The following is a 25,997-nucleotide window of genomic DNA, read 5'->3' as shown; positions in this document are numbered from 1 at the left end:
TCAGAAGGGAAGCGTGAGGGCGCGGCGGACCACCGACATCATCAGGTCGTGGGTCGCCGAGCTGCGGACGACCGCGTAGAGCACTCCCGCGAACGCCACCGCGGCGACGGTGCCGACGGCGTACTCGGCGGTCGACATACCCGCGTCGCGGCGCCGGCCCCGGTCCGTCCAAGGCGGTTGGCTGGGCACTTCCCAGGACGCGCATCGATGCTCTGTCGGGTGTCGCGCGAGCCCGTGGGCCAAGAGCGCGCAGCCCGCCACCATCGCGGCGAACGAGATGACCGTCGGCAGCAGGGACATTGCTGAGACCTCCGTGATCCGGGCGGCAGCTACCTGGCCACCGCGTCGCCGGCTGAGATGCGGACCCGCTGAGCAGGGAGAGCGTGTCGGGACGCGACCCGTCGCGCCAGGCCGGCGGGATCGTCTGTGGAGAACGCGCGCCCGTCCACAGCCGCACTTGGGGCCGCGGCGACGGAGCGGAGACTGGCCCACGACTGCCCCTCGGGCTGAGCCCAGGGCGAACCAACCGGGGGCCCGGCGGTCCTCACGAGGCCGGCCACAGCCCGTGAAACGAGCCGAGAATCGTCGGGACCACACCGAGCAGCAGGAACGCCGGCAGGAAGCACAGGCCCAGTGGGGCGACGGCCGCGACGCCGGCACGACGGGCCGCGCCGATCGCCTCGTCGTGGGCTTGCGCGCGGGCCCGGGCGGCGATATTGGTGAGCGCCTCGGCAAGCCGGGCGCCGCTGGTCTCCACCCGGCCAAGCGCCTGCGCGGCCGCCCAGAGCGGATGCCCACGGCCCGCCGCGCGATGGCCGGTGACGCGACGCGAGGCCTGTGTGAGCAGCCCGGCCGGCGCCTGCCCGGCAGCCATCATCCGGGCGGTCGCCTGGCCGGCCGGCGCGCCGAGCCGCAGCCCCCGCGCGGTCGCCCGCAGCTCGGTGCCCAGCGGCCCGCCGACCCCGTCCGCGGTCGCCTCCAGCGCCGCTGGCACGGTCGCGCCCGCCACGAGACAGGCCGCGACGAGATCGAGCGCCAGCGGCAGGTCGGCCAGGAGCCGCTCCCGTCGCGCCCGGTCCGGATCGGCGCGCGCCACCGCTCCGACCAGCGCGGCGGCCGTCCCGGCCGCGAACATCACTCCGAACCCGCGCTGATCGTGGCCGACCAGCGTCACGGCAGCGGCGCCCAACAGGACCGCCGCGGTGCCCATCACCAAAGGCCGGACGATCCGCCGGTCAGCCGGGCCGGGCAGGCGCCGGGCGGGGTCGGCGACGGATCGACGCGGCTGCCTGGCGGCCGCGACCCCCCGCCCGGGACGGAAGGACACGCCTGGGGTCACAGTCGGGTGCCGCCCCCGGCCGTGGGAGTCCCGGTCCACACGCCCGGCCGGCGGCTCGGCCCGCCGCGCGACCCGGTCGCCGGTCCAACGCAGCCAGCGCAGACCCAGCAGGTCGAGCAGCACCCCGGCGGCCAGGCAGGCCGAACCGGCCGAGGTGCCCAGCAGGACGTGCATCGGCCCGGCACCGAGAAGGGCGGCGAAGGCGAGGCCGACGACCGGCAGCCCGGCCACCAGACGGCCGGACGACCGTGGCCCGGCGAGCGCGGCGGCGAGCTCACCGGCCCGCCGAGCATCCCCCTGCGCCTGCCCGGCGAGGGCTCGCGCGACCGGCGCGAGCCGGGCCCCGCCCGCTCGGCACACCCGCAACGCGATCCCGAGCTGGCGCAGCGCGGGCGTCCGGCAGCCCGCCAGCAGCCCAGCCGGGTCCGTCCCGGCCGCGAGCCCGGCGGCCACCACGTCCAGCTCGCCGCCGCTCGCCGCACCGGCCCCCGGGTCGGACGCGGTGCCGACGGCATTGGCCGCCGTGACGGCCGAGCCCAGGGCTGCGGCCGGCTCGGCCCCGGCGTCGAGCTCGGCGGCGAAGGCCACCAGCAGGTCCTCGGCGACGGCGCGGTCGTCGGCCGACCGTCGGCGTCGCGCGGCTCGCCGGACCGACCGGACCGCCGTGACCAGGACGACGACCCCGAGCATCGCGGCGATCACGGGCGTGCCCCGAACGGAGGTGGCAGGACGACGCCACGGTCGCGCAGCAGGCCGCGCAGCGCGGCGAGGTCGTCCGCCGGCAGCAGGGCGCCCGGCGAGCCGCCTGGTTCCCGGCCGGCCGCGGGATGGACCGCGGGCGCCGCGACCAGCGCTGGCCTGACCCGCACCAGGCCGTCCGAATCCTGGCGCAGCACGCCGATGGTCGCGACGGCCCGTCGCCCGGTGTTGTCCCGACGCAGGTGCACGGTCACCTGTACGGCCGCCGCCAACTGGCTGTGCACCGCCTCTCGGGAGAGTCCGGCGAGCGCGCCCAGCGCCTCCATCCGCGCGGGCAGCGCCCCGGCGGCGTTCGCGTGAAGGGTCGTCATCCCGCCGTCATGACCCGTGTTGAAGGCGACCAGCAGATCGAGCACCTCCGGGCCCCGGACCTCGCCGACGACCAGCCGGTCCGGCCGCATCCGAAGAGCCTGGCGGACCAGGTCCCGCTGGGTGATCGCGCCGGCTCCCTCGATGTTCGCGGGCCGGCCCTGCAGCCGGACGAGGTTGTCTCGCGGCACCACCAGCTCGGAGGTGTCCTCGACGATGACGACGCGTTCCGCCGGATGCACGCAGCCGAGCAGCGCCGCGAGCAGCGTCGTCTTGCCGGTGCCCGTGCCGCCGGTGACCACGACCGCGAGCCGGCCGGCGACCAGCGCCCGCAGCACCCCGGGCAGCGCCGCGTCCTGGCCGTCGGCGCACTCGGCGAGGGTGAGTGGCACCCGGCGCGGCCGGCGCAGCGACAGGCAGGTCCCATCAGCCGCCACGGGGGCGAGCACGGCGTGCAGCCTGGTGCCGTCCGGCAGGCGCGCGTCGGCGAACGGCGCGGCCGCGTCGAGGCGCCGGCCGGCGGCGGCAGCAAGCCGGGTCGCGAGCCGCCGGACGGCCTCCTCGCCGGTGAAGCGGACCTCGGTGCGCTCCAGACCGGACCCGCGGTCGACCCAGACCAGGGCTGGGCCGTTGACCAGGACGTCCGTCACGCCTGGGTCCGAGAGCAGCGCCTCCAACGGCCCGGCGCCGAGCAGTTCGGCGGTGACGGCCCGCCGGGCGGCCTCCTGGTCCGCCGCGGGCAACGGGCCGGCGACCTGGGCGAGCGCTCGGGCGACGTCCGCGGGTGTCGGCGGGTGCGAGGCCTCAGCCAGTCGGTCGCGCACCGCGTCGAGCAGGGGCGGGTCCGCGGCCAGAACGCCGGGGTCCCGCGCGGTACGGGTGGTGGGGGCAGGGGGCATGGCACCCACGTCCCTTCGGTCCGGAGGGCGAGTCCCGCCTACCGTGCACCCGAGGGCGCCCTGTGGAGGACGACCATCCACAGGGCATTCGATGCGCTACAAGAGAAGGTTGGCCGCGTTGCGCGGAACCTGTCAGGAGGCCGCCCGGCTGATCGCCTCGCAGACGGCGAGGGACTCGCGGGCGCCGAGCTCGGTGGCGCGCGCGCAGTGCAGCAGCCAGGTTCGCAGGCCGTCAGCTCCGCCGTGGACGTACCCGGCCGCCGCCGTCCGGTAGTCGGCGACGGTGTCGTCGCCAAGACCGGCCTCCAGGTGACCGACATCGGCCGCGGTGACGGCCTTGGGGTCGAGCCCCCGGCCGATGAGCACCAGTCGGGCGGCGGCCCGGCCGATCATGCCGTCCAGGCTCCCGAACGGCCGCAGCGCGAGGAGCTCGCCGTGCACGACAGCGCTGACCACGATCGCCGGCGCCGTCGTCTTCTCGACCAGGAGGCCGACCAGGCCGTCCAACCGGGCGGACAGCTCGGCCGGGCCGGGCGGCGCGCCCAGGCCGAGCGGGTCCGCTCCGCCGCCCCCGGCCCGAGGCCGGCCGAGCTCGGCGTCGGCGATGATCCCCCGCCCGAGCAGGGTGTGCATGCGGGCCAAGGCCTGTCGCGGGGCACGCTCCCAGGCGGTGCTCAGGCTGCCCAGCTCGGCGTACAGCCGCACCGCGCCCAGCGTCACCGCCAGGTCGTCCCCGCCCTGGCCCGCCGGCTCGCCGGCGGTCAGCCGGGCTCGCAGCCCTTCGAGGCCGAGGTCGTGGCCTTCCAACGCGGCGCTGGCCCGGGCGGAGCGCAACGACGCCTCGGCTGTCACCTCGGCGCTCTGGCGGCGCAGCAGCCGGTGGCGCAACAGCGTGTCCACGGCCGACCGAGCCGCCGTGACGGCCTCGGCCACGCCGGGCAGGGCGGCGACCCGGGCGAACGGGTCGAGCCCGGTACTGGCCTGGGTGCTGGGCGCTGTCGACACCGGGCCGACGCTACACCGGCCCTGCCGGCCGCTCGGCCGTGTGTAGACGCTGCCACATACCGGCTCACTTATCGCTACGCGCCGCGCTGGGGCGGCGCTGGCGGCACACTCGACGTGGGGACGGACGTCTGGCCGTGCGGGATGGCCGGCGGACCCGGGGGCGGGCGCGGTGCCGACAACCGCGGGGATGTGGGAGGAACCTGTGGCGGTGTTCGGACAAGGGGATCGGCGCCCGGGGCGGGACGCGTCGCTGGGTGAGCTGGTCGCGCTCGCGACCAAGGACGTGTCGCTGCTCGTGCGGCAGGAGATCGAGCTGGCCAAGGCCGAGGTGGGACGCCAGGTGGCGTCGGCCGCGGTCGGTATCGGGCTGCTCGGCGTCGCGGCCGGCCTGGTGCTGGGCGCGCTGCTCGCGTTGATGATCTTCGTGGGTGAGCTCTTCGCCTGGCTGGGTCTGGAGCGGTTCTGGGCCTTCCTGCTGACGGCCGGGCTGCTGTTGGTGCTCGCCGGCGTGCTGGCGCTGCTGGCCGCGCTGCGGTTGCGCAAGTTGCAGCCGCCGCGCCGGACGGTCGCGTCGGTTCGGGAGGACGTCGCGTTGTTGCGGTACGCGACGGGCGCCGGCGAGGCCCGCGGCGGGCCCGCGGCGAAGGCGGCTCCCGCGGCCGGCCCGACGGGCCCGGCGCGCCCGGGTGGGCCGGTCTTCGCGCCGATCCCGCAGTCCCGGGAGGCCGCCGGGCCGGCCGGCCGCCGGCCCGCCGAGTTCGACCGGCCCGGAGCCGTCGAGCCTCGCGCCTGAACCGTCGAGCGGCCCGGTGGCCGGGGCGCTCGTGGCCACGTTGAGCTGATCACCGCCGTCCGCGGCCGGTTGGCGGGCGTCCCGTGGCTACCGGCCGGCCCGGCGGCCGGCTCGGTCTGCGATTCTCGTGGGGATGGACGAGGCCGCGCCGGATCCCGCCAGCGTCCTGATCGATGGGCCGTGGCGGCATCGCGACGTGTCCGCGAATGGCACCCGGCTGCACGTGGCCGAGCTGGGCCAGGGGCCGTTGGTGCTGCTGCTGCATGGATTTCCGCAGTTCTGGTGGGCTTGGCGCCACCAGTTGGTGGCGCTGGCCGCCGCCGGCTACCGGGTCGTCGCGCCGGACCTGCGGGGCTACGGCGCCAGCGACAAGCCGCCCCGCGGATACGACGCCTTCACGCTCGCTGACGACGTCGCCGGGTTGATCCGCGCGCTCGGGGAGCGCGACGCGGTCCTCGTCGGTCAGGACTGGGGTGGGCTCGCCAGCTGGACGGCGGCGGCCGTCTGGCCCCGTCAGGTCCGCCGGATCGCCGTGCTCGGGATGCCCCACCCGCTGCGGATTCGGCACGAGTACGCCGTCGACCCGCGCGGGCAGGGCCTCGCCGGTGCGCACCTGTTCGGCTTCCAGCTGCCCTGGAGTCCGGAGCGGCAGCTGGTCGCCGCGGACGCGGCCCGGGTGGGCGGTTACCTGCGCTCCTGGGGTGGCCCCGGCTTCCCCACCGACGAGGAGGACCGGCGCTACCGGGCGGCGATGCGGATTCCGGGGGTGGCGCACAGCTCGCTGGAGTACCACCGCTGGGTCTTCCGTTCGCTGTTCCGGCCTGACGGCGCCCGGTTCGCCCAGGCGCTGCGCCGGGCGGTGAGCTGCCCCGTGCTGCACCTGCACGGGGGTGGCGACCCGTTCCTGCTGCCGGACACCGCGCAGGGCTCGGGCCGCTTCGTCAGCGGGCCCTACAGCTGGCAGCTGCTACCCGGTGTGGGCCATTTCCTGCCCGAGGAGGCGCCCGACCAGGTCAGCGACATCCTGTTGCGCTGGCTGGGCGCTCCGGCACCCTGATCAGCGGCAGCCGCTGGTGCTGACGGGGGTGGTCGCGCTCGCCGAGGCCTGTGCCGACGCGCTGACCTCGTCGGCGGTCAGCGCGTACCCGGTGTCGTTGTCGTCGGTGGCGGCCGCGAAGATCATCCCGTAGACGGTTCCGGTGGTCGACAGCAGCGGGCCGCCGGAGTTGCCCGGCAGCACCGTGCCGCGGAGGGCGAAGATGTCACGCACGACACTGCCGCGGGAGTAGATGTCCGGAGCCCTCGCCGCCTGCCGGTCGCGGATCCGGGCCGCGACGAGCTGGTAGGGCCCGTCCTCCGGGTAGCCGGCGATGACCGCGCTGTCGTCGGCGTGTCCGTCGGGAGAACTCTGCAGCCGCAGCGGAGCCCGGTTGAGGTCCGGTACGTAGAGCACCGCGATGTCGCGGGCCGGGTCGAACAGCACCACCCGCGCCGGCAGCTGGCGCCCGCCGGCCTCGACGGACGGCTCCCGGACACCGGCGACCACATGGGCGTTTGTCATGACGTGCTGGGGAGCGAAGACGAAGCCGCTGCCCTCGATCTGCCGGGAGCAGGAGGGCGCGATCCCGCGGACCTTCAGCACGCTCGCCGACGCGTCGAGCACGTCCTGATCGTGCACGACCCTCGGGTCGGGCGGATCGGTCGCGACGATCGACCCGCCGCCGATGCCGGAGAACACGGCGGGGAAGCCGCTCCCGTCGGCCAGCCTGCGCAGGCTGGAGAACGCGTCCCGAACAGCGCCCGGCATGCCGGCGTCGACCGTCGTCAGCACGGCGGAACCGCGGACCTCGCGCGCCGCGGTCGGGTAGGGCGAGCGTTCCACCGCGGTCGCCAGCAGCCAGGCGACCAGCAGCACCGACAGCCCAGCCAGCACCGCTCCGGCGAGCGAGTCCACGGTCTCCCCGGGACGCCAGGTGAGCCGGCTGCGTAGCGCGACCCCGGCGGCCGTGCCGGCGACCTGGCCGAGGCAGGCGAGCACGACGACCACGGCCAGCGCGATCAGCGCGCCGTGCTGGCGCTGGCCGATCAGCTGGGCGAACGGGTAGGCGATCTGGGCGCCGATCATGCCGCCGCCGAGGAAGCCGACGAAGGACAGCGCACCCACCAGGAAGCCCTGGCGGTAGCCCGAGGCCGCGAAGAGCAGCGCGACGAGCAGCAGGATGACGTCGAGGAGATTCATCGAGTTCGTGGTCGTCCAGAGTCCTCGGGTGCCGCGCCGGGTCAGCCGACGTGCAGCGTGGCGGACATGTTCGGGTGCAGCGTGCAGATCACCGGGTAGTCGCCCGGCTCGGTGACGGTGAACGTCACCGATCTGGTCGTCCCGGCGCCGACGATGTCGGTGCGCGCCGCCGGGATCTTCGGGATGACGAAGTTGTGGGACGCCGAGCCGTCCGCGACCGTGAAGTCGACGCGAATCCTGCCGGGCGCCGCCTGCAGGGTGCCGACGTCGAACCGCAGGTCGGCCAGGCCGGTGACGTGAAAGACCTGGACGCCGTCCGACATGGTCGGTGTCTCGATCGCGACGACCTTGGGCGCGACCGGTTTCTTGGCCGCGCAGCCGGTGGCGCCCGCGCCCAGTGCGAGCACCGCCGCGGCGGCCAGCGCCACGCGCCGGCCCGACGGGACACCACCCGGCGTGCCGGTGGCCGGTTCCACCGCCTGCGCGTTGTTCCAGGCCCTGCTCAAGCCGCCGACCCTTCTTCATCGGTGTCGGCACCGGGATCGGTGTCGACCGCACGGCCGCCCGCCGGCGTGGGGATGTCCAGATCCGGCACCGGCAGGTCGGCCGGGTCGATCTCGCCGGCGCCCGCCTCGGGCAGCCCGCCCGCCGGCCGGGCGATGGACGCATTGACGGTCGCGTCCTCGACTGGCGGGCCTTCGCCCCACGGCCGCTCCAGCCCGGCGAGGCGCAGCAGCTCGTCGAGAATGCCGGCGGTGAAGCCCCAGACCGTGGCCGTCAGGCCGGCGACCCGGAACGCGGGGCTTGGCAGCGCCGTGCGCGGGTGGCTCAGCCGCACCCGGTTCGCCGGGTCGACGAGCTCCGTGACCGGCACCCTGGCGACGGCGGACGTCTCGCCGGGGTCGACGGCGAAGACGCGCGACGGCACGCGCCACCAGGCCAGGACCGGGGTGACCAGGTAGTTGCTGTGCGATACGTAGAGCGGCGGGCCGGTACCCAGAATCTCGACGCCGGCCGGGTCGAGGCCGACCTCCTCGTGGGCCTCGCGCAGCGCGGTCGCGGCCGGCGAACCGTCGCTCGGGTCGGCGCCGCCGCCCGGGAACGCCGGCTGGCCCGCGTGTTTACGCAGGCCGGCTGACCGTTCCAGCAGTAGCACCTCGGTGCCGCGCTCGCCGGCGCCGAACAGGATGAGCACCGCGGCGGGCCGAGCGTGCGGGGGCGGGCCCGGCCAGTCCTCCGGATGGAACGACAACCCGCCGTCGGCGACCGTCGCCACCACCTCGGTGAGCCAGCCGGGCGGCCCGTCCGGCCCGCCCGTGGACCACTCGCCTGAGCTGGGCCCGCGACCGGGCCTGGTCATCGGGCCGCTTCGACGTCGCCGCGGACCAGCTTGGCCGCCTCGATCCCGGACGTGGGGCCGGTGCCGTACGCGGGGCACAGCTTCGCGACGGCGCACACCCCACAGGCCGGCCGCCGGGCATGGCAGACGCGCCGGCCGTGGAAGATCAGGCGGTCGGAGGCGATCGTCCAGTCCCTGCGCTCGATCAGCGCGGCCAGGTCGGTCTCCACCTTGACCGGGTCGTCCTGGGTGGTCAGGCCGAAGCGGCGGGCGAGCCGCCCGACGTGCGTGTCCACCGTGATGCCCGGTGTGTCGAAAGCGTGGCCGAGCACGACGTTGGCGGTCTTGCGCCCGACGCCGGGCAGGGCGACCAGCTCGTCGAGGGTGCGCGGGACCTCCCCGCCGAACCGGTCGACGAGCGCGGCACCGAGGCTGATCACCGAGTTGGCTTTTGCCCGGTAGAACCCGGTCGGCCGCAGGAGTGCCTCCAGCTCGGCCCGGTCGGCGCTGGCATAGGCCGCCGCGACGGGGTATCGGGCGAAGACGGCCGGAGTGACCTCGTTGACCTTCTTGTCGGTGCACTGCGCCGAGAGAACGGTCGCGACGACCAGTTCCAGCGGCGTCGTGAAGTTCAGGGCGATCCGCGCGTCCGGGTGTACCTCGCCGAGGACGCGCACGATCTTGCGGGCCCGTCGGGTCCGCGCCAGCGGTGTCTCCGCCAGCGCCGATTCCGACCGCCCAGTCTCCGACCGCCGCGTCTCCGCTGACGGGTCGACGGGGGCTGGCATGAGCCGAGCCTATTCCTCAGCACCGACAGCTCCCGACACGTGGGGCACGCGGGCGGCTACCGGACAGCCCGGGCGGATCGGCCGGCTGGCAGCGACCTGACCTGCGGGCCGGCTGCCGACGGGACGGTGTGCGGCCTCGGGGAGGCAGAGTGCCGGCGGGACGCCCCGGCCGCTGGCTTCCAGGCCGCGTACGGCGGTCTGGACGGCCGAGACGCCCCCTGCCTGACCTCCAGGCGCTACGCCGCCCGGTGCTTGCCTGGCGGGGTCCGCCGAATCCGGCGACGGTAACGCTCCAGCGCGGCGGCCAGACCCTGGTTGACGAAGGTGTTGACCTCGTCGGGCTGGGCGTTGTCGAGGAAGCCCTCAAGGCCCTTGCGGGTGTCGGCGGCATTGAGTGGGCGCTCGACCCGCTCCATCGCCAGCAACAGCCCGAGCAGCACGACGGGGAACGCGATGGCGGCAAAGAGAAACATGACGGGTCCATGGTGGACGACGCACCCACGGTCGTGGAAGTGGGGTCCGGCGTGTCGTCGGTGCCGGGCGCCCGCGGCCGGGTGTCGGCCCGGCTAGGCCGGTCGCGCGATTACTCAGCGCAATATCTTTGGGCTGATCTGGTCATTTTGGGCAGGCGCGCGCGCTCTCCGGGTCCCCTGGCCGTGCCCCGCGGGCGCTGGGCTGGCATGCTCACTCCGTGGACGATCTGCTTGCCCGCGTTCCGTTGTTCGTCGGGCTGTCCGACCTGGACCGCCAGGCGCTCTCCAGTCACCTCGACCGGAGGGACGTCACCCGTGGTGACGTGCTCTTCCGGGAAGGGGAGCCTGGCGACCGCGTCTTCGTGGTTCTGTCCGGCAAGGTGAAGATAGGACGCCAGTCCGCGGACGGGCGCGAGAACCTCTTGTACGTCATGGGGCCCGGGGACATCTTCGGGGAATTGTCGCTGTTCGACCCCGGCCCTCGGACCGCGACCGCGACCGCCGTGACCGACGCCTCGCTGGTGTCGCTGGAGCATTCGGCGCTGCGACCGTGGCTACGGGCCCGGCCGGACGCCGGCTCGATGCTGCTGCGCGTGCTGGCGGCTCGGTTGCGCCGGACCAACGACGCCATGGCCGACATGGTGTTCACCGACGTGCCCGGCCGAGTCGCGAAGGCGCTGCTCGATCTCGCCGGACGGTTCGGTGAGCCCGCGCAGCCCGGTAACGAGGCCGCCGGGGTTCGGGTCGAGCACGGCCTGACCCAGGAGGAGCTGGCCCAGTTGGTGGGCGCCTCCCGGGAGACGGTCAACAAGGCGTTGGCTGACTTCGCGACCCGAGGATGGCTGCGACTGGACTCGCGCGCGGTCGTGCTGCTGGACCGCGACCGGCTGGCTCGCCGGGCCCGTTGACCGAACCGCCCAGGCCAGGGCGGGATGGCAATCCCGCTCCATGGTCCGGGTCGGGGTGGGCCCCGTTCCGCTAGGCGCTGGTGACGGTGGCTCCGTCGGGGATCGCGGGCCCGGAGCCATCGGCGGGTGACCCGTCACGGTCATCGGCGCCGTCGGTGGTCAGGGTGTGTTCGGCGACCCCGTTGCCAGTCGGACGCGCCGACAGGGCAGGTGCGTGGTACCCGCGCGCGTCGGCGGGCTCGACTCCGGGTTCGGGCAGTGCCGCGAGCAGCCGGCGGGTCTGGGGCGCCTCGCTGACCGCCTCGGTCGCCGTCGCCGCCCGCAGCGCGCGCAGATAGGCGTCGCGCCCACCTTCCAGGTCGCCGCTGGAGACCAGACAGGTGCCCAGCGCTCGCCAGGCGAGCACCTGCGCCCGGACATCCTCGGCGTCCACCGCGACCGCCCGGCGGGCGACAGCGAGCGCCTCCTCCGGCTGGCCCGCGTCCAGCAGGGTCCCGGCCAGGTGCGCGTACGCCTGCCGGCGGGGGAACAGCAGCGTCGCCGGCTCGCTCGCGGACAGCGCCTCGCGCAGCAGGGCGATCGCCTCGTCGAGCCGGCCGCGGGCGCGGGCGATCTGGGCACTGAGGACCTTCGCGCCCAGTTGGGCGTGCGGGCGCAGGTCGAGGCTGCCCAGCTCGGCCATCGAGGCCCGGGCGGCCTCCTCGGCCTCGTCGACCCGGCCCGCGTCCAGCAGGGTCAGCCCGAGCATCAGCGAAGCGAGCGCCCCGACGAGGACCTGGCCGGCCTCCATCGCGTCCGCGCACGCCGCCGCCAGGAACTCCGCGCCGGCGTCCGGCTCGCCGGCGCCGCGCGCGGCCAGGCCCTGAGCGACCTTGGCCAGAATGCGGCCCCAGCTGTCACCGGCACCTTCGAAGAGGGCCGCGGCGCGCGTCGCGTCCAGGCGTGCCGCGCTGATGTCGCCGAGCTCCGCCGCGGCGATCGCGCCGATCGTCAGGCAGACCGCCATCCCCCAGCGCTCACCCATGGACTCGCCCGCGTCGACCAGCCCGCGAGCCAGCGCCCGGGCCCTGGCCAGCTGGCCGCTCAGCAGCAGCACCAGCGCCTCGGTGCCGCTGCACCAGCCGTTGCCGCCGGCGTCCTCCAACCGCTCGAAGACCTCGGTGGCCTGGCGCAGGTGGCGCTCGGCCTGTGGGTAGTCGCCCCGCGTCGTCGCCGACCAGGCCAGGTGCTGCAGCGCCCAGCCGACGCCGCGCGGGTCGTCGACCCGGCGGGCCAGCTCCAGGGCCTCCCGGTAGAGCTCCTCAGCCATCCGGATCCGGGCGGCGCCGTACTCCAGCGTCCCCAGCCTGCGCAGCGCGGCGGCGGCGGCCCGGTCGTCACCGGCGGCGCGGGCTGCGTCCAGTGCCGTGCGCAGCGCCCTGGTGGCGAGCTCCGTGCGCCCCTGCTTCTGGCGCAGCTCGCCGAGGACGGCATAGGCGGACGCCCGGCGTATTGGCTGCGTCACTCGCAGGGCCGGGCGCAGCGTCCGCTCGGCCTCCTCAAGCCGGCGCAGCGACACGAGCGCCTCGGCGTGCAGCACCCGGGTGACGTTCTCGTCGTCGTCGTCGATCACGCCACGGCCCAGCCGGCGGGCGTCGGCGAGCTGGTCGGCGGCGGTGCGGTGGTCGTCGCGGGCCAGGGCCGCTCGGGCCAGCCGCAGCAGCGCCCGGAAGCCGGGCTCACGCGCGGACCAGGCCGGGTCGGTCGGCGGCAGTGACATCGACGACGCCAGGTCGAACGCCCGCAGGGCGTGCGTGGCGACGAAGTTGGACACCTCGCGGGAGGAGCCGGTCATCGCCGTCACCCCCCAGCGGGCCGCGGTCGAGTGGCGCCGGGCCCGTTCGACCTTCGGCAGCCCGGCGTAGGCGACGTCGCGGGCCATCGGGTGGACGAAGCGCCAGAGCTGCTCGCCGGCCCGCGGCGAGCGGACGAGCTGGCGTTCGGTGAGCCGGTCCAGCGCCGCGGCCACCTCGGGCGGGGGCAGCTCCTCGACGGACGGCAGCGCGGCGGCCGGGAACCGGCTGCCGAGCACGGCGGCGGCCCGCAGCACGGCCTTGTCGGTCTGTTCGAGGTCGTCGATCCGGGCCGCGAGCACCGACTGGACCCCGGCCGGCAGCGCGGTCTCCGACAACTGGCCTTCCAGCACCCAGCGGGGGCCGTCCGGGCCGGTCGTCTCGACCGTGGCCTGCCGGCGCAGCTGATCGCGGTCGATCAGCAGGTTCAGCAGCTCGGCGAGGAAGAACGGGTTCCCATGCACCCGGTTGAGCAGGGCAGCCCTGGTCTGCGCGCCGAGCGCGGCACCGCCGAGGAACTCGGTGAGCAGCTGGGACGCCGCGTCCTCCGGCAGCGGCGCGAGCGCCATCCAGTGCGCGCCGGGAAGATCGGTCAGCCGCGGGCCCTCCCGGTTGAGCAGCGTAAGCATGATCGGGCCGACGATCCGCGCCGCCAGCCGGCGCAGCGCTCCGGTCAGCGGGCTGGTGGCCCATTCCAGGTCGTCGATGACGACGATCAGCGGCTGCTCGACGGCGAGCGCCGAGAGCATCAGCGCGACGGTGTCGACCGCGAGGTCGTAGGCACGCTCGCCGGCGGACACCTCGCCCTGGTTCTGCCGGCCGGCCGGGTCGCCGGGAGGCGCCTCGGCCGGGGACGTGGCCCGTCGGTCGGTCGGGACGCCGAGCATGCCGAGCAGCCGGTCGGCGAGCCCGGCCGGCAACCTGGCGCCGGTGATCGGGTGCGCGAGCCGACCGACGGTGCGGCGGACCCGGTCGGCGACCCGGTCGAGGCTGTCGCCGTCGACGACGCCGCAGGCGCCGCGGATCACGTCTGCCAGCGGCGCCAGGCTGCGTCCGTCGCCGTGGCGGACCGTGCGGCCCCACAGCACCTGGGCGCCGCCCTCGTCGTGTGCCCTCGCCGCGAGCTCGCCGACGACGCGGGTCTTGCCGATGCCGGCCTCGCCGGTGACCACGGCGATCGTCGGCGCGCCGGACTCGACGGTCTCGGTGAACCAGGAATACAGCTCGGCCAGCTCCCGGTCGCGCCCGAGGAAGGTCGCGTCGTCGCCGAGGCCGGGCCGGGCCACGTTCGACGGGCGCAGGCTGACCAGCTCGTAGGCCGGCACCGGCTCGCGCTTGCCCTTGAGGGTCAGGTCCGGCAGCTCCCGCCAGGTCGCCACGGAGCGGGTTGCGTGCATGGTCTCCCGGCCGGCGTAGACCGCGCCGACGGCGGCCGCTCCGGACAGGCGCGCGGCGGTGTTCACGGTGTCTCCGACGACCGTGTAGGTCATCGATGCCTGGACCCCGGCCAGCACCTCGCCGGTGTTGATCCCGACGCGCAGGCCCAGCGGGCTGGAGTCGTCCTCGCTGTCGGTGACCAGGCGGCGGACGGTCTCCTGCATCGCGGCGGCGGCCCGCACGGCGCGCTCGGGGTCGTCCTCGTGCGCGGTCGGCGCGCCGAAGACCGCCATGATCCCGTCGCCCGCGAGGTTGTCCACCCGGCCGCCGACGTCGTCGACCTCCTTGGACAGCGCCGCGAGCACCAGGTCGGTCACTTCGCCGACCCGCTCTGGGTCGCGGTCCTCGGCCCACGAGGTGAAGTCCGACAGGTCACCGAACAGGACCGTGACCACCCGGCGCTCAGCCGGCTCCGGCCCGGACGCGAGCTGGGTGAACCGCAGGCCGCAGTGGAAGCAGTACCGCGCGGCCGGCACGGCCGGCGTCCCACAGCGCGGGCACCGCAGCATCCCCCCGTGGGTCGGGACGATCACCATTGCTGACTGGCTTTACGGACTGTGCGCTGCACTGGCGGGCCCCCTCCAGTCGGCAATTCTAGTGGGCGGGTTTCGACCCACTTGCGCGCTCGCCGTCCCTGCGTTGTCGGACGCCTGGCCGGTCGACACACCAGGTTGGCCACGTCCAAGCCCTCCGTGGAGGGAGTGACGGGTCGCCGCTTCTCGGGTACAAGGTCCCGGCGTCTGTCGGATCGAGGCCTTCCCGCTGTGATGCCGCTCACACTATCTTGGGCGGCAGTCGCCCGGAACAGGCGCTGAGCGCCCGCCGGACGACCGCCTGTCGGGCGCTGAGAGCCCACCCGTCGCCGACTCAGGCGGAAGTTGGAGGTCTGCGGGCGGTCTGGTGAGGAGGCCGGCGGCTACCGCTGGCCGGGGCGGCCTCGTCACCGCCGTGGACGTAGTCCGACTGGGCGGGAACGAAGACCTGACGGCCGGCCGGTTCCGGCCGTCAGGTCCAAGGGTGGTCGCGGAGGTATTCCAGCTGAGCGCGGACGGAGAGCTCGGCGGCTGGCCACAGCACCCGGTCGACGTCGGCGTAGACCCGCTCGACGACGGCCCGGGGAGAGGCCTGCGCCGGGCCGACGCCCGCGGCTGTGAGGGCCGCCCGGACCTGGTCGAGCCGCTCGGCGCGATGCGCCAGGTAGTACGTCGCCGCGGCACGGGCGTCGGCCAGCTCGGGCCCGTGGCCGGGCAGCACACCGAGGCCGGTGGGGAGGTCGGCCAGCCGGTGCAGGCTGGCCAGGTAGTCGGCCAGCCGCCCGTCCGGATGGGCGACCACGGTGGTGCCGCGGCCGAGAATCGTGTCGCCGGTGAGCACGGCGACGGGCTCGGTGCCGCCGACGTCCGGGACGTCCCCGAACAGCAGGAAGGACAGCGAGTCGGCCGAATGGCCGGGTGTCGCCAGCACCCGCAGCTCGATCCCGGCCGCGGCCACCACGTCGCCCTCGACCAGGCCCTCGGAGCCGAGCCGATGGGTCGGGTCCAGGGCACGGACCGGGGCGCCGGTCAGCTCGTGCAGCGCCGCCGCGCCCTCGCTGTGGTCCGGGTGGCCGTGGGTCAGCAGGATCGTCGTGACGGGGCCGACGGCGGCGATCGCGGCGAGATGCTCGGGATAGTCCGGGCCCGGGTCGATGACGACGCAGCCGTCGTGACCGGGCGCGCGCAGCACCCAGCTGTTGGTGCCTTCCAGCGTCATCGGGCCCGGGTTCGGGGCGAGCACGACGGTCGCCAGCGGGTTGACCTGCCGCGGGGCCGACGCCAGGGGCCGCGGCCCAGCTGGGCGGTGGCTGGGCTGGCTTCCGGCGGTCATACCTGCTCCGGCGTGGTCGACGGGGTCACGAAGGCGGCGTCGTCGACACCGCCGGTCCGGGCCGCGTGGCTGGGTCCGGCCGCGGTGGCCGCGGTGGCCGCGGTGGCCGCGATGAGCGCCTTGGCGCTCTCGGGGTCGGCGGCGGGCCTGGCGGTGGCGTACTCGGGGTCGTGCGGCAGCAGGAAGTGCACCGCGCCGCCGGCAATCACGATCTTCGGCATGACCGGCGCTGTGGCGCGGCCGGGTGCCGCGGCGAGCACGTCGGCGACCATCGTCCTGACCCGCTTGACGACGTACGCCTCGATGCCGCCGGGCGCGTCGCGCAGCAGGCGACCGTGGACGCGTGCCGCAGCGGGGCCACCGGCCCCGCGTTGGCCGCCAGCACCCCGCGTGGCGATGACAGGGGCATCGGCCGCCGGAGCAGGGCGATCAGCGCCGCCTTGTGATCAACCACGTCTTCGATGGTAAGGACCGCCCCGTCGACGTGCCCCCGTTGCCGGCCTGGGCCACCCCTGCGTGCTGGCTGGTCCGGGTGCGTGTCGGCCCCACCGTCCGGCTGGTCCTGGCTGCTGGTGGCTCAGTCGCCGTGGGTCAGCGCGACCAGCTCGACCTCGACGGGCGCGCCGAGCGGGAGGGCCGCGACCCCGACCGCCGAGCGGGCGTGCCGGCCGGCGTCGCCGAAGATCTGCCCGACCAGGTCCGAGGCGCCGTTGATCACTGCCGGCTGCGCGGTGAAGCCCGGGGCGCTCGCGACGAACCCGACAAGCTTCACGACCCTGCGGATCCGGTCGATTCCACCAGCGGCCTCGGCCGCGGCGGCGAGCGCGTTCAGCGCGCAGATCCGCGCCAGCCCGGCCGCACGCTCCGGCGTCACCTCGGCGCCGACCAGGCCGGTCTCCGGCAGGCTCCCGGCGACCAGCGGCAACTGGCCGGCCGTCCAGATCGTCGCGCCGTCGCGCACCGCCGGCACGTAGGCGCCGGCGGGTACCGGGACAGGTGGCAGCTCAAGGCCGAGCTCGCGCATCCGCTCGCTGGGAACGCCTGTGTGATCGCTCACGTTGGCTCACGGTCGCCTGGTGCGTCCGTCCGGGCGCTCACGCTGTCGGCTCGCCCTTCGGGCGCTTGAAGTAGGCGACCAGACTCTCCGGGTTTGGCCCCTGGATGACCTGCACCAGCTCCCAGCCGTCCTCGCCCCAGTTGTCGAGGATCATCTTGGTCGAGTGGATCAAGACTGGGACGGTGACGTACTCCCATTTCTGCATGCTCCCGGACTCTAGTGGTGGCACCACTCGCGACCGCGGCACGGGACGGGCTCCGGCGGGGGAGGCTGTGAAGTCGTGGCGTCCGGGCGGAAGGCGCGGGCCATGCCGGGTACGTTCGAGCCGTGAGGGCCTCGGATCGCGACCGGACCGACAGGGAGCCCGCCGTTCGGCCCGGACCGGCCGCCCGGCTTGGGGCATCGGTGGTGAAGCAGGCATCCCAGGGGCCGTGGTCGCGGCGGCTGCACGTGGTGACCGGCAAGGGCGGTACCGGGAAGACGACCGTCGCGGGCGCGCTCGCGCTCGCCTTGGCGACCGGTGGGCAGCGGGTGCTGCTGACCGAGGTGGAAGGCCGCCAGCAGATCGCGCAGGTCTTCGACACCCCGCCGCTGGCGTACCGCGAGCGGCGGGTGGCCAGCGCTCCTGGCGGCGGCGAGGTCTACGCGCTCGCGGTCGACGCCGAGGAGGCGTTGCTGGAGTACCTGGAGATGTTCTACAACCTGCGCGGCGCGGGGAAGGTCCTCGGCAAGATCGGCGCCATCGACTTCGCCACCACCATCGCTCCCGGCGTGCGCGACGTGCTGCTCACCGGCAAGATCAAGGAGGCGGTGAACCGGCCGGACGGCACCCGCCCGAGCGGCCTCGCCTACGACGCGGTGGTCCTGGACGCGCCCCCGACGGGCCGGGTCACCCGGTTCCTGAACGTCGCCCACGAGGTCGCGGGCCTCGCGAAGATGGGGCCGATCCGGGCCCAGGCCGACGGAGTGCTCAAGGTGCTGCACTCCGGGCAGACCGCCGTGCACCTGGTGACGCTGCTGGAGGAGATGCCGGTCCAGGAGACCGTTGACGCGGTCGAGGAGCTGCGCGCCGCGAACCTTCCGGTCGGTGGGGTGGTCGTGAACATGATCCGGCCGCCGATGCTCGGTCCGGCGGACCTGAGCGCCGCTCGCGCCGGGACCCTGGACCTGGAGGAGCTTGCCGCGGGGGTCAAGGAGGCCGGGGTCGAGCCGACCGCCGACCTGGTCGGCGAGCTGGCCCGGGAGGCCGCGCAGCACGCCGAGCGCGTCGCGCTGGAGGCGGCCCAGCGGGTCGCGGTCGAGGCGCTGGACCGGCCGGTGTACGAGCTGCCGCTGGCGGCCGACGGGATGGACATGGGGATGCTCTACCGGTTCGCGGAGATGCTGCGGGCGCAGCGGATGGTCGCGTGAGCCCGGCCCCGGACGGCGACGGCGACGGTGGCCCGCGCCCGAGGTCGAAGCGGCCCGCGCCGCCGGCCGCGTCCTCCGCCGCGCGGCGCGACGAGCCCGACGCCGTCGCGGCGGACCCGGCCGTGCCCAGGCGCGTTCCGGCCAGCCGGGCGAAGACGCCCGTGACGAAGAAGCCGGCGGCCAAGGGGGCCGGTGGTGCCAAGGAACGCGCGAGCACGGGCGACGCCGCCAGGGTCGTGCGGATTCACGCCCGGGTGCGCCCACAGCCGGCCGGAGTGCCGCGCCTCGACGTCGACGAGCTGCTGGCCACCGAGCGGATCATCGTCTGCTGCGGGTCGGGCGGGGTGGGCAAGACGACGACGGCCGCCGCGCTCGCGCTGCGGGCCGCCGAGCAGGGCCGGGCCGTCGTCGTCCTCACGATCGACCCGGCGCGCCGGCTGGCGCAGTCGATGGGCCTCACCGAGCTGGACAACACCCCGCGTGAGGTGCTCGGCGTCGACCGGTCCGCGGGCGGGCGGCTCGACGCGATGATGCTCGACATGAAGCGGACGTTCGACGAGATCGTCCTGGCGCACACCACCCCGGACCGGGCGGCCCAGCTGCTCGCGAACCCCTTCTACCAGTCGCTGTCGTCCTCGTTCTCCGGCACGCAGGAGTACATGGCGATGGAGAAGCTCGGCCAGCTGGACGCGGCCGACGACTGGGATCTGATCATCGTCGACACTCCGCCGACCCGGTCGGCCCTGGACTTCCTGGACGCCCCGAGCCGGCTGGGCGCCTTCCTGGACGGCCGGCTGCTGCGGCTGATGCTCGCGCCGGCGAAGGCTGGCGGGCGGGCGTACGCGAAGGTGCTCGGCGTCGGGTTCGGCGTGTTCACGAGGGTGCTGACCAAGGTGATCGGCACCCAGCTGCTGACCGACCTCAGCCAGTTCGTCACGGCGCTGGAGACCATGTTCGGCGGTTTCCGGCAGCGGGCGGAGAAGACCTACCGCCTGCTCGGCGCGCCGGGCACCTCGTTCATCGTGGTGGCGGCGCCCGAGGTGGCGGCATTGCGGGAGGCGAGCTACTTCGTGGACCGGCTCGACTCGGACGGCATGCCGCTGGCCGGTCTGGTGATCAACAGGATGCACCAGAGTGACGGCCGGGTGCTGACGACGGAGCGGAGCCTGGCCGCGGCCGAGAACCTCACCGAGCACGGGGAGCATCCACTGGCAGCCGCGGTGCTTCGAGTCCACGCGGACCGGCTGCGGCTGGCGGAGCGGGAGTCGAGGCTGCGCGAACGCTTCACCTCGGCCCACCCGGACACGCCGCTGGTCGAGGTCGAGGCGCTGGCCGAGGACGTCCACGACCTGGCCGGCCTGCGCGAGATCGGCGCCGCCCTCGCGGGTGACGCACGTCTCATCCGTGCGATCTGAGAAACCTGCCGCCCGCCTGGCTCAAATGTGTTATTGCGTCGGGGGCGAATTTGTGGGCTGTCCGCAAGTGACTACTGAAAGTAAGCAGGGCTGTGGACTTCTCCCCGGATCCCGCGCGCGACGCTGCGCCGGGGTCCGTCAGGAGGGGTGTTCGGTCGCGGTGCCGTCAGCCGGTCGAGGTGGTCCGGTGGTCCGCCTGGGCGTCGGCCAGCAGCTTCCGCCAGGAGCGGACGTCCGGCCGGCGTCGAAGCAGCGCGCGGCGTTCCCGTTCGGTCATGCCACCCCAGACGCCGAACTCGACGTGGTTGTCGAGGGCGTCGGCGAGGCACTGCGTCCGCACCAGGCAGCCGAAGCAGCGGGTCTTCACCCGGTTCTGCGCGGCGCCCTGTACGAACAGCTCATCCGGGTCGACGTCGCGACACGCGGCGAGCGCGGTCCAGTCGCCATCGGCGATGCCGCTGACGAGACGGGTGGTTCCGCCACGGCGAGCCGTGGAGACGGCCGGAGTTGGGCTTCTGGTCATGCCACCTGCCTTTCGAGAGAGACCGTGGTCAAGGGACCCGTGCGGGTGACGTGGCGTCGTTGGCGTCGTGCGAAACCGTACGGAGTGCGGTGGCCACGGCACAGACCCCACTCGGGTGGTTATCCGGATGACTAGTCCGGGCCATTGATGTCGAACCAGACTGTAGGTCCGTCGGTGACATCCACATGTCGTTCGTGTGACATCACGGCCCTGCTCCGAGCCCGTTCGTTTCGCGCCCGTTGCATCACCTCCCGCCGGTCCCGTCGGCGCCGGCGCGGTGGCACGTCCGGGCGTTGAGCTGCTCGAATGCGCACCGTCGGCGACCGGCCGGCCGCCGAGGCGGACACCGGAGCCGCGGCTGCCGACCGACCGGCGGGCGTTGTGCGCAAGGTGTTGATTGCCGCGGAATGGGGGTGAGAGCACCGCGGCGTGCCGGCGCGAGCGTGCGCACGTCACTGGTTGGACAGCCGGGCGAGGTAACCTCAGCCCGCCGCCCGCTGGCAGCGCGCGCCACTGGTCCGTGCATGGGTGGAACGATGAGGCCCGCGGACGTCGATGGGCAAGTGGTGTGCATCCGTGGGGGATCGGTCTGGGGGCGGACGGAGGTTCCGAACCATGTGGGCATACGCGTGACGCCCCGCGCGACGACCGGCGGCAGTTCTGAACGCCCGGTTCGCGCTGGCCGACGGGTCACTGTCCGACGCCTTTCCGGCACGCTGTTCGCAAGCGCCGCCGCCGGGCTCGTCATCGCGCTTCTCGCGGCACCGTTCGTCGGCCTGGTCGGCATTTCGGCCAAGTCCGGTGCCGACGAGTTCCTCGCCCTGCCGGAGAACCTGACCGTCGGCCCGCTGGTCGAGCCGTCGACGATTCTCGACTCGCGCGGCAATGTCATCGCGACCCTCGTCGGCGACCAGTACCGCGAGGTCGTGCCACTGTCGCGGGTGCCGCAGGTGATGCGCAACGCCATCATCGACATTGAGGATGCTCGCTTTTACCAGCATTCCGGCGTCGACTACAAAGGCATGATCCGTGCCTATGTGGCCAACCGAAGCAATGGCTCGGTGACCCAGGGCGCGAGCACGATCACCCAGCAGTACGTGAAGAACGTCCTGCTGCAGGAGGCGACCACCCCGGCGGAACGTGAGGCGGCGACCGCCCAGACGGTCGACCGAAAGCTGCGCGAGGCGCGGTACGCACTCTATCTAGACCAGCACCTGCCAAAGGACAAGATTCTCGAGGGATACCTGAACATCGCCTACTTCGGCGCCGGTGCGTATGGCATTCAGGCCGCCGCCAAGCGGTACTTCAACGTCGATGTCTCCCAGCTGACGCTGCCGCAGGCAGCGATGCTCGCCGGGCTGGTGAAGAATCCGACGGCCTATGACCCCATCCAGCACCCGCAGGCCGCACAGGACCGGCGCGGCCTCGTGCTGGACGCCATGCGGACGCACGGCCACATCAGCGCCACGGACCTGGTGGCGGCGAAGGCGGCCCCGCTCGCGCTGAACCTGCGGCCGCACTCGGCGGACTCCTGCGCCGACTCGGCCACGCCGTACTTCTGCGCGCAGGTCCGGGAGATGCTGCTCGCCGACCGGTCGTTCGCGCCCACCAGGGAGGCCGCCAGCAAGCTGCTCTTCGCAGGCGGCCTGACCATCCACACGACGCTGGACCCGGTGGCCCAGGCGGCCGCGGACTCCTCCGCCCGCACGATCGTCCCACCGGGCAACCGGGTCGCCGCCGGCGTGGCGATGGTGCAGCCGGGCACCGGCGCCGTGCTCGCGCTGACCGAGAACCGTGACTACGGCGATACCACCGACGGCCAGGGGCCGGCCACGACGACCGACTTCGTGCACACGAAGCAGGTCTACCCGACCAAGGAGACGTCGTTCTCGCCCGGCTCGACGTTCAAGATGTTCGCGTTGGTCTCGGCGCTGGAGCAGGGGCTGCCGCTCTCGACGACGTTCATGTCGCCGGCCTGCTACCACTCCGACCGGTTCCCGAACCCGAAGCCGAACGACTGCTACGCGAATGCCGACCCGAACGAGGCCGGGCCCTACTCGTTGACCACCGCGACCTGGCATTCGGTCAACACCTACTACGTGCAGCTCGCCGAGAAGGTGGGCGTGCTGAAGATCGCGGAGATGGCGCGCCGGCTCGGGGTCAGCTCCTGCCGGGTGCAGGAGCAGTCGCAGAACCTGCACACCAACTCGCCCTGCCACGGCGTCGACGGGGTGGGCTCCGTCGACGGCTCGTTCGTGATCGGCTCGAACGAGATCAGCACGCTTGACCTCGCCACCGCCTACGCGACGATCGCCGCGCACGGCGAGCGGTGCGACCCGGTGTTCATCACCTCGATCACTCAGCAGGTCGGCGGCGCGGACCGGCCAGTGAAGTACGCGAAGCCGGCCGCCTGCGAGCAGGTCCTCAACCCGCAGGTCGCCGATGCCGTGACCTCGGTACTCGAAGGCGTGATCAGCCAGGGCACCGCCGCCGGCAACGGGCAGATCGGCCGCCCGGCCGCCGGCAAGACGGGCACTGCCGAGGACTTCACCACCGCCTCGTTCGTCGGCTACGTGCCGCAGCTCGCAACGGCGGTCACCCTCGCCGACCCGCGCGGCCCGCAGACGTACCCGCTGCGCAACGTCCTGGGCTACGCCCATGTCTACGGCGGCGACCTGCCGACGAAGATCTGGGCGAGCACGATGAGGAAGACCCTCGACGGGCTGAGTCTCCCGGTCGTGCCGCTGCCGCCCCCGGACAGCACCCAGCCGGTGCTGCCGAACGTTGTCGTGCCGAACGTGGTCGGCGCGCTCGCCCCGGCCGCGGTGGCGTTCCTCCAGTCGCAGGGATTCTCGACGCAGGTGCGGGGGAACCCGAACGGCGTCGTCCTCATCCAGTACCCGTCGGCGGGGAGCCAGGTACCCGCCGGGCAGACGATCGCGCTGGTCACGCCCGGCGGGTCCATCGCCGGCCTGGCCGCGCTGGACCCCGGCGGGACCCAGACCCAGACCCAGGACCAGACCCAGACCCAGGACCAGACCCAGACCCAGACCCAGGACCAGACCCAGAGTCCGCCAGCCGGTACTGGCACCGGCCGGCGGGGCGGTCGACCCCCGACCGCCGGCTCCGGCTAGGAGACCGCTGGATGGCGGCGCTGGGACAGGCCGCACCAGGCCAGGCCTGCGGCGTCAGGCCGTCAGACGCGCCTTGACGAGGCCGGCGACCTTGCTGCCATCGGCGCGGCCGGCGACGACGGCCTGCACTGCCTTCATCGCCGGTCCGATCGCCTTCGGCCCGGCGAAGTCGCCGTCGGCGAGCACCTTGTCGACGATCGCGGTGAGCTCGTCGTCGCCGAGCTGCTTGGGCAGGTAGTCGGACAGGACCTCGCCCTCGGACCGCTCGCGGGCGGCCTGCTCGGTGCGACCCGCCCCGGCGTAGGCGTCGGCGGCCTCCCGGCGCTTGCGGACCTCCCGGGTCAGCACTTTCTCCACTTCGTCGTCGGTGAGCTCGTGGGCCGACTGGCCGGCCACCTCGGCTTCCTTCACCGCCGAGATCGCGAGCCGCAGCGTCGACGTCCGCAGCTCGTCCCGTGCCTTCATCGCCGTCGTCAGGTCGGCGCGCAGCCGCTCCTTCAAGGTGTTCATGATTCCCGCAGCCTAGGTTCGTGCACGACGTCTGGTCACCCTCATTTTCCCCGGGCCCGCGACGTCCAGCAGCGCGGCGGCGGATTCGGGCGGTGGTCGCTCGTCCGACCGCTGCCGATTGGAGCGGCGACAATGGGTGAGACTGGACGGATGCGAGGAGAAACGCGAACAGCCTGGCCGGCGGCGCGCCGGGCGGCCGCCGGGCTGGCGGTGCTGGGAGCAGCCACCGTCGGGTACGGCGTGTACGAGCGGGATGCGTACACGCTGACCAGGCGGGAGGTGCCGGTCCTCCCGCCAGGGGCAGCCCCGCTGCGCCTCCTGCACCTGTCCGACCTGCATGTGACGCCGGGGCAGCACCGCAAGTTCGCCTGGCTGGGGGAGCTGAGCCGGCTGGTGCCAGACCTGGTCGCCATGACCGGCGACGTGCTGTCGCACCAGGACTCGGCCGAGCCGCTGCGCCGGGCGCTCGCGCCGCTCTACTCCTTCCCGGGTGTCTTCATCCCGGGCAACAACGACTACTACGTGCCGAAGCCGCGCAGCCCGCACCACTACTTCCAGCGGCACCCCGGCGGCCCCCACAAGGGGCCGGAGCTGGACTGGGACGGGTTCGCCAAGGATCTCGTGGCGGACTCTGGCTGGCGCGACATGACCCACGTCCACGACGTCCTCACGATCGGCGGCCGGCGCCTGGACGTCCGCGGGGTCGACGACGCGCGCTCGCGGCGTGACCGGGTGCCCCTGGTGGCCGGCCCGCCCGAACCGGAGGTCGACGTCGTGCTCGGCCTCTCGCACACGCCCGAGCCGCGAGTCCTGGACGCCTTCACGGCCGACGGCGTGCAGCTGACGCTGGCCGGCCACACCCACGGCGGCCAGATCCGGCTGCCGTTCGTCGGGGCGCTGGTCACGAACTGCGGCCTGGACCCCAGGCGGGCCCGCGGCCTGTCCCGGTGGACCGCCGCCACCCCGGATGGCGCTGAGCTGACGTCCTGGCTGCACGTCTCGGCTGGCCTGGGCACCTCGCCCTACGCCCCGATCCGGCTCGGCTGCCGTCCGGAGGCGACCCTGCTCACCCTCGTCCCCGCTGGCTAGACCGCGGCGGAGCCGGTGGGTCGAGTCGGCACGACCTGTCCGCCTGGACCGCCGATCCATCAGGTATGCTGACCACCGTTGGTCTTCGGGGTGTGGCGCAGCTTGGTAGCGCGCTACGTTCGGGACGTAGAGGCCGTGGGTTCGAATCCCGCCACCCCGACCAGCAAAGGATCGCGATCGTCGATCGCGGTCCTTCTTGCTGTCCGCGCTGATTCCGGAGATCCTGACGGCCGCGGCTCGTCCTGGGCCACAATTCGGGCATGAGCCTCGCGTTTCTGGTGACCTCCCTGGCGATCGTGGCGACGCCGGGGACCGGGGTGGTCCTGACCGTCGCGGCCGGCCTGCGCTCGGGGCGACGGGTGGCCATCGTCACCGCGCTGGGGTGCACGCTGGGGATCGTGCCGCATCTGGCGACGGCGGTCACCGGGACGGTGGCCCTGCTGCGGGCCGGCGGGCTCGCGTTCGAAGGGCTCAAGATCGCGGGCGTGTGCTACCTGCTGTACATGGCCTGGGCGACCTGGCGGGACCACGGGATTCTGGCGGTCGACGAAGCCGCGCCGCGGGTATCCACCGGCCGGACCATCGGGAACGCGGTGCTGGCCAACCTGCTGAATCCGAAGCTGACCTTGTTCTTCTTCGCGTTCCTGCCGCAGTTCGTTGACCAGCGCGGCGCCGGCGCGACGACGCGGATGGTGGAGCTCGGCGGCATGTTCATGGCCATGACCCTCGTCGTGTTCATCGGGTACGGCGTCTTCGCCAGCTACCTGCGCCGCCACCTGATCGACCGGCCGAAGGCCGTCCGCGGCCTCCAGCGCTTCTTCTCGCTCAGCTGCCTCGGCCTCGGCGCCAAGCTCGCGACCACGCACCGCTGAC

The 25,997-nt window shown here is 73.9% G+C and carries 24 protein-coding genes and 1 tRNA gene; 9 read left to right on the top strand and 16 right to left on the bottom strand.

Features of this window, described 5'->3' with window-relative positions; genetic code table 11:
• The 4 genes from FRADC12_RS28350 to FRADC12_RS11555 all read right to left on the bottom strand — a co-directional run bounded on the left by FRADC12_RS28350 (position 1) and on the right by FRADC12_RS11555 (position 4,311).
• On the bottom strand, positions 1-300 hold the full coding sequence (locus tag FRADC12_RS28350; protein WP_052710856.1) for a DUF4244 domain-containing protein: 300 nt from the start codon (positions 298-300) through the stop codon (positions 1-3).
• 244 nt (positions 301-544) lie between these two features.
• Positions 545-2,041, bottom strand: coding sequence for a type II secretion system F family protein (locus tag FRADC12_RS28345; RefSeq protein ID WP_052710855.1), 1,497 nt, complete (start codon positions 2,039-2,041; stop codon positions 545-547).
• Positions 2,038-3,306 (bottom strand): TadA family conjugal transfer-associated ATPase, encoded by a 1,269-nt coding sequence (locus tag FRADC12_RS11560; protein WP_052710854.1) that lies wholly within the window; start codon positions 3,304-3,306, stop codon positions 2,038-2,040. The genes FRADC12_RS28345 and FRADC12_RS11560 overlap by 4 nt, the downstream gene beginning before the upstream one ends.
• A gap of 132 nt (positions 3,307-3,438) precedes the next feature.
• Complete coding sequence (locus tag FRADC12_RS11555) at positions 3,439-4,311, bottom strand: Fic family protein (protein WP_045876651.1); 873 nt, start codon at positions 4,309-4,311, stop codon at positions 3,439-3,441.
• Positions 4,312-4,513: 202 nt separating this feature from the next.
• Here FRADC12_RS11555 and FRADC12_RS11550 point away from each other — a divergent pair, with 202 nt between their 5' ends.
• Together FRADC12_RS11550 and FRADC12_RS11545 are read left to right on the top strand one after the other, a co-directional pair.
• Complete coding sequence (locus tag FRADC12_RS11550) at positions 4,514-5,104, top strand: phage holin family protein (RefSeq protein ID WP_349305858.1); 591 nt, start codon at positions 4,514-4,516, stop codon at positions 5,102-5,104.
• Between the two features lie 133 nt (positions 5,105-5,237).
• Positions 5,238-6,161 carry an alpha/beta fold hydrolase gene (locus FRADC12_RS11545; protein ID WP_045876650.1) on the top strand — a complete coding sequence of 308 codons (924 nt, stop codon included), beginning with the start codon at positions 5,238-5,240 and terminating at the stop codon, positions 6,159-6,161.
• Here the strand turns inward: FRADC12_RS11545 and FRADC12_RS11540 are convergent, their stop codons facing one another.
• From FRADC12_RS11540 to FRADC12_RS11520, 5 genes are all read right to left on the bottom strand, one after another.
• Positions 6,162-7,343, bottom strand: a complete 1,182-nt coding sequence (locus FRADC12_RS11540; protein ID WP_045876649.1) for a MarP family serine protease — start codon at positions 7,341-7,343, stop codon at positions 6,162-6,164.
• 41 nt (positions 7,344-7,384) lie between these two features.
• Positions 7,385-7,849 (bottom strand): cupredoxin domain-containing protein, encoded by a 465-nt coding sequence (locus tag FRADC12_RS11535; RefSeq protein ID WP_232303738.1) that lies wholly within the window; start codon positions 7,847-7,849, stop codon positions 7,385-7,387.
• Entirely contained in the window at positions 7,846-8,703 is an 858-nt protein-coding gene (locus FRADC12_RS11530; RefSeq protein ID WP_045876648.1) for an NUDIX hydrolase, read from the bottom strand. The genes FRADC12_RS11535 and FRADC12_RS11530 overlap by 4 nt, the downstream gene beginning before the upstream one ends.
• On the bottom strand, positions 8,700-9,470 hold the full coding sequence (gene nth, locus FRADC12_RS11525; protein ID WP_084010598.1) for an endonuclease III: 771 nt from the start codon (positions 9,468-9,470) through the stop codon (positions 8,700-8,702). The genes FRADC12_RS11530 and nth overlap by 4 nt, the downstream gene beginning before the upstream one ends.
• 236 nt (positions 9,471-9,706) lie before the next feature.
• Positions 9,707-9,943: a hypothetical protein gene (locus FRADC12_RS11520; RefSeq protein WP_045876647.1), complete on the bottom strand. Its 237-nt coding sequence runs from the start codon at positions 9,941-9,943 to the stop codon at positions 9,707-9,709.
• A 218-nt stretch (positions 9,944-10,161) separates the two neighbouring features.
• Here FRADC12_RS11520 and FRADC12_RS11515 point away from each other — a divergent pair, with 218 nt between their 5' ends.
• Positions 10,162-10,851 carry a Crp/Fnr family transcriptional regulator gene (locus tag FRADC12_RS11515; protein ID WP_045876646.1) on the top strand — a complete coding sequence of 230 codons (690 nt, stop codon included), beginning with the start codon at positions 10,162-10,164 and terminating at the stop codon, positions 10,849-10,851.
• A 70-nt stretch (positions 10,852-10,921) separates the two neighbouring features.
• Here the strand turns inward: FRADC12_RS11515 and FRADC12_RS11510 are convergent, their stop codons facing one another.
• The 5 genes from FRADC12_RS11510 to sp36 form a co-directional block, all read right to left on the bottom strand.
• On the bottom strand, positions 10,922-14,656 hold the full coding sequence (locus FRADC12_RS11510) for an AAA family ATPase (protein ID WP_052710853.1): 3,735 nt from the start codon (positions 14,654-14,656) through the stop codon (positions 10,922-10,924).
• A 469-nt stretch (positions 14,657-15,125) separates the two neighbouring features.
• Positions 15,126-15,986: an MBL fold metallo-hydrolase gene (locus tag FRADC12_RS11505; protein WP_045876645.1), complete on the bottom strand. Its 861-nt coding sequence runs from the start codon at positions 15,984-15,986 to the stop codon at positions 15,126-15,128.
• On the bottom strand, positions 15,983-16,258 hold the full coding sequence (locus FRADC12_RS32180; RefSeq protein WP_045876644.1) for a hypothetical protein: 276 nt from the start codon (positions 16,256-16,258) through the stop codon (positions 15,983-15,985). The genes FRADC12_RS11505 and FRADC12_RS32180 overlap by 4 nt, the downstream gene beginning before the upstream one ends.
• 305 nt (positions 16,259-16,563) lie before the next feature.
• Positions 16,564-17,010, bottom strand: coding sequence for a RidA family protein (locus FRADC12_RS11495; RefSeq protein WP_045876643.1), 447 nt, complete (start codon positions 17,008-17,010; stop codon positions 16,564-16,566).
• Positions 17,011-17,080: 70 nt separating this feature from the next.
• On the bottom strand, positions 17,081-17,248 hold the full coding sequence (sp36, locus tag FRADC12_RS31150) for a Sp36 family protein (RefSeq protein WP_013421551.1): 168 nt from the start codon (positions 17,246-17,248) through the stop codon (positions 17,081-17,083).
• Between the two features lie 203 nt (positions 17,249-17,451).
• Here sp36 and bagA point away from each other — a divergent pair, with 203 nt between their 5' ends.
• Together bagA and bagB are read left to right on the top strand one after the other, a co-directional pair.
• Positions 17,452-18,453 (top strand): ATPase BagA, encoded by a 1,002-nt coding sequence (bagA, locus tag FRADC12_RS11490; protein ID WP_502685245.1) that lies wholly within the window; start codon positions 17,452-17,454, stop codon positions 18,451-18,453.
• The gene (bagB, locus tag FRADC12_RS11485; RefSeq protein ID WP_502685244.1) at positions 18,450-19,868 is read left to right on the top strand and encodes an ATPase BagB; all 1,419 of its coding nucleotides are present in this window, start codon (positions 18,450-18,452) and stop codon (positions 19,866-19,868) included. The genes bagA and bagB overlap by 4 nt, the downstream gene beginning before the upstream one ends.
• A gap of 166 nt (positions 19,869-20,034) precedes the next feature.
• On the opposite strand, the gene FRADC12_RS11480 is transcribed toward bagB, so the two are convergent.
• Positions 20,035-20,391: a WhiB family transcriptional regulator gene (locus tag FRADC12_RS11480; RefSeq protein ID WP_013421554.1), complete on the bottom strand. Its 357-nt coding sequence runs from the start codon at positions 20,389-20,391 to the stop codon at positions 20,035-20,037.
• Between the two features lie 617 nt (positions 20,392-21,008).
• On the opposite strand from FRADC12_RS11480, the gene FRADC12_RS11475 reads away from it, so the two are divergent.
• Positions 21,009-23,525, top strand: coding sequence for a transglycosylase domain-containing protein (locus tag FRADC12_RS11475; protein WP_045876641.1), 2,517 nt, complete (start codon positions 21,009-21,011; stop codon positions 23,523-23,525).
• A gap of 54 nt (positions 23,526-23,579) precedes the next feature.
• Here the strand turns inward: FRADC12_RS11475 and FRADC12_RS11470 are convergent, their stop codons facing one another.
• Positions 23,580-24,035: a GatB/YqeY domain-containing protein gene (locus FRADC12_RS11470; RefSeq protein ID WP_045876640.1), complete on the bottom strand. Its 456-nt coding sequence runs from the start codon at positions 24,033-24,035 to the stop codon at positions 23,580-23,582.
• A 150-nt stretch (positions 24,036-24,185) separates the two neighbouring features.
• On the opposite strand from FRADC12_RS11470, the gene FRADC12_RS11465 reads away from it, so the two are divergent.
• From FRADC12_RS11465 to FRADC12_RS11455, 3 genes are all read left to right on the top strand, one after another.
• Positions 24,186-25,124, top strand: a complete 939-nt coding sequence (locus tag FRADC12_RS11465; RefSeq protein WP_045876639.1) for a metallophosphoesterase — start codon at positions 24,186-24,188, stop codon at positions 25,122-25,124.
• A gap of 86 nt (positions 25,125-25,210) precedes the next feature.
• Positions 25,211-25,287, top strand: a tRNA-Pro gene (locus FRADC12_RS11460).
• A 97-nt stretch (positions 25,288-25,384) separates the two neighbouring features.
• Positions 25,385-25,996 carry a LysE family translocator gene (locus FRADC12_RS11455; protein ID WP_045876638.1) on the top strand — a complete coding sequence of 204 codons (612 nt, stop codon included), beginning with the start codon at positions 25,385-25,387 and terminating at the stop codon, positions 25,994-25,996.
• The last annotated feature ends 1 nt before the right edge of the window (position 25,997 follow it).

The sequence above is a fragment of the Pseudofrankia sp. DC12 genome (assembly GCF_000966285.1).
Classification (GTDB): domain Bacteria; phylum Actinomycetota; class Actinomycetes; order Frankiales; family Frankiaceae; genus Pseudofrankia.
Note: the sequence above shows the minus strand (reverse complement) of the source record. Positions and strands in the feature narration are given on the sequence as shown.

Excerpts from the sequence above, each read along its gene's own strand:
- FRADC12_RS28350 (WP_052710856.1), bottom strand. The coding sequence starts at position 300 with ATGTCCCTGCTGCCGACGGTCATCTCGTTCGCCGCGATGGTGGCGGGC.
- FRADC12_RS11560 (WP_052710854.1), bottom strand. The coding sequence starts at position 3,306 with ATGCCCCCTGCCCCCACCACCCGTACCGCGCGGGACCCCGGCGTTCTG.
- FRADC12_RS11545 (WP_045876650.1), top strand. The coding sequence starts at position 5,238 with ATGGACGAGGCCGCGCCGGATCCCGCCAGCGTCCTGATCGATGGGCCG.
- FRADC12_RS11540 (WP_045876649.1), bottom strand. The coding sequence starts at position 7,343 with ATGAATCTCCTCGACGTCATCCTGCTGCTCGTCGCGCTGCTCTTCGCG.
- FRADC12_RS11530 (WP_045876648.1), bottom strand. The coding sequence starts at position 8,703 with ATGACCAGGCCCGGTCGCGGGCCCAGCTCAGGCGAGTGGTCCACGGGC.
- nth (WP_084010598.1), bottom strand. The coding sequence starts at position 9,470 with ATGCCAGCCCCCGTCGACCCGTCAGCGGAGACGCGGCGGTCGGAGACT.
- FRADC12_RS11520 (WP_045876647.1), bottom strand. The coding sequence starts at position 9,943 with ATGTTTCTCTTTGCCGCCATCGCGTTCCCCGTCGTGCTGCTCGGGCTG.
- FRADC12_RS11510 (WP_052710853.1), bottom strand. The coding sequence starts at position 14,656 with ATGGTGATCGTCCCGACCCACGGGGGGATGCTGCGGTGCCCGCGCTGT.
- FRADC12_RS11505 (WP_045876645.1), bottom strand. The coding sequence starts at position 15,986 with ATGACCGCCGGAAGCCAGCCCAGCCACCGCCCAGCTGGGCCGCGGCCC.
- FRADC12_RS32180 (WP_045876644.1), bottom strand. The coding sequence starts at position 16,258 with ATGGTCGCCGACGTGCTCGCCGCGGCACCCGGCCGCGCCACAGCGCCG.
- FRADC12_RS11495 (WP_045876643.1), bottom strand. The coding sequence starts at position 17,010 with ATGCGCGAGCTCGGCCTTGAGCTGCCACCTGTCCCGGTACCCGCCGGC.
- sp36 (WP_013421551.1), bottom strand. The coding sequence starts at position 17,248 with ATGCAGAAATGGGAGTACGTCACCGTCCCAGTCTTGATCCACTCGACC.
- FRADC12_RS11480 (WP_013421554.1), bottom strand. The coding sequence starts at position 20,391 with ATGACCAGAAGCCCAACTCCGGCCGTCTCCACGGCTCGCCGTGGCGGA.
- FRADC12_RS11470 (WP_045876640.1), bottom strand. The coding sequence starts at position 24,035 with ATGAACACCTTGAAGGAGCGGCTGCGCGCCGACCTGACGACGGCGATG.
- FRADC12_RS11465 (WP_045876639.1), top strand. The coding sequence starts at position 24,186 with ATGCGAGGAGAAACGCGAACAGCCTGGCCGGCGGCGCGCCGGGCGGCC.
- FRADC12_RS11455 (WP_045876638.1), top strand. The coding sequence starts at position 25,385 with ATGAGCCTCGCGTTTCTGGTGACCTCCCTGGCGATCGTGGCGACGCCG.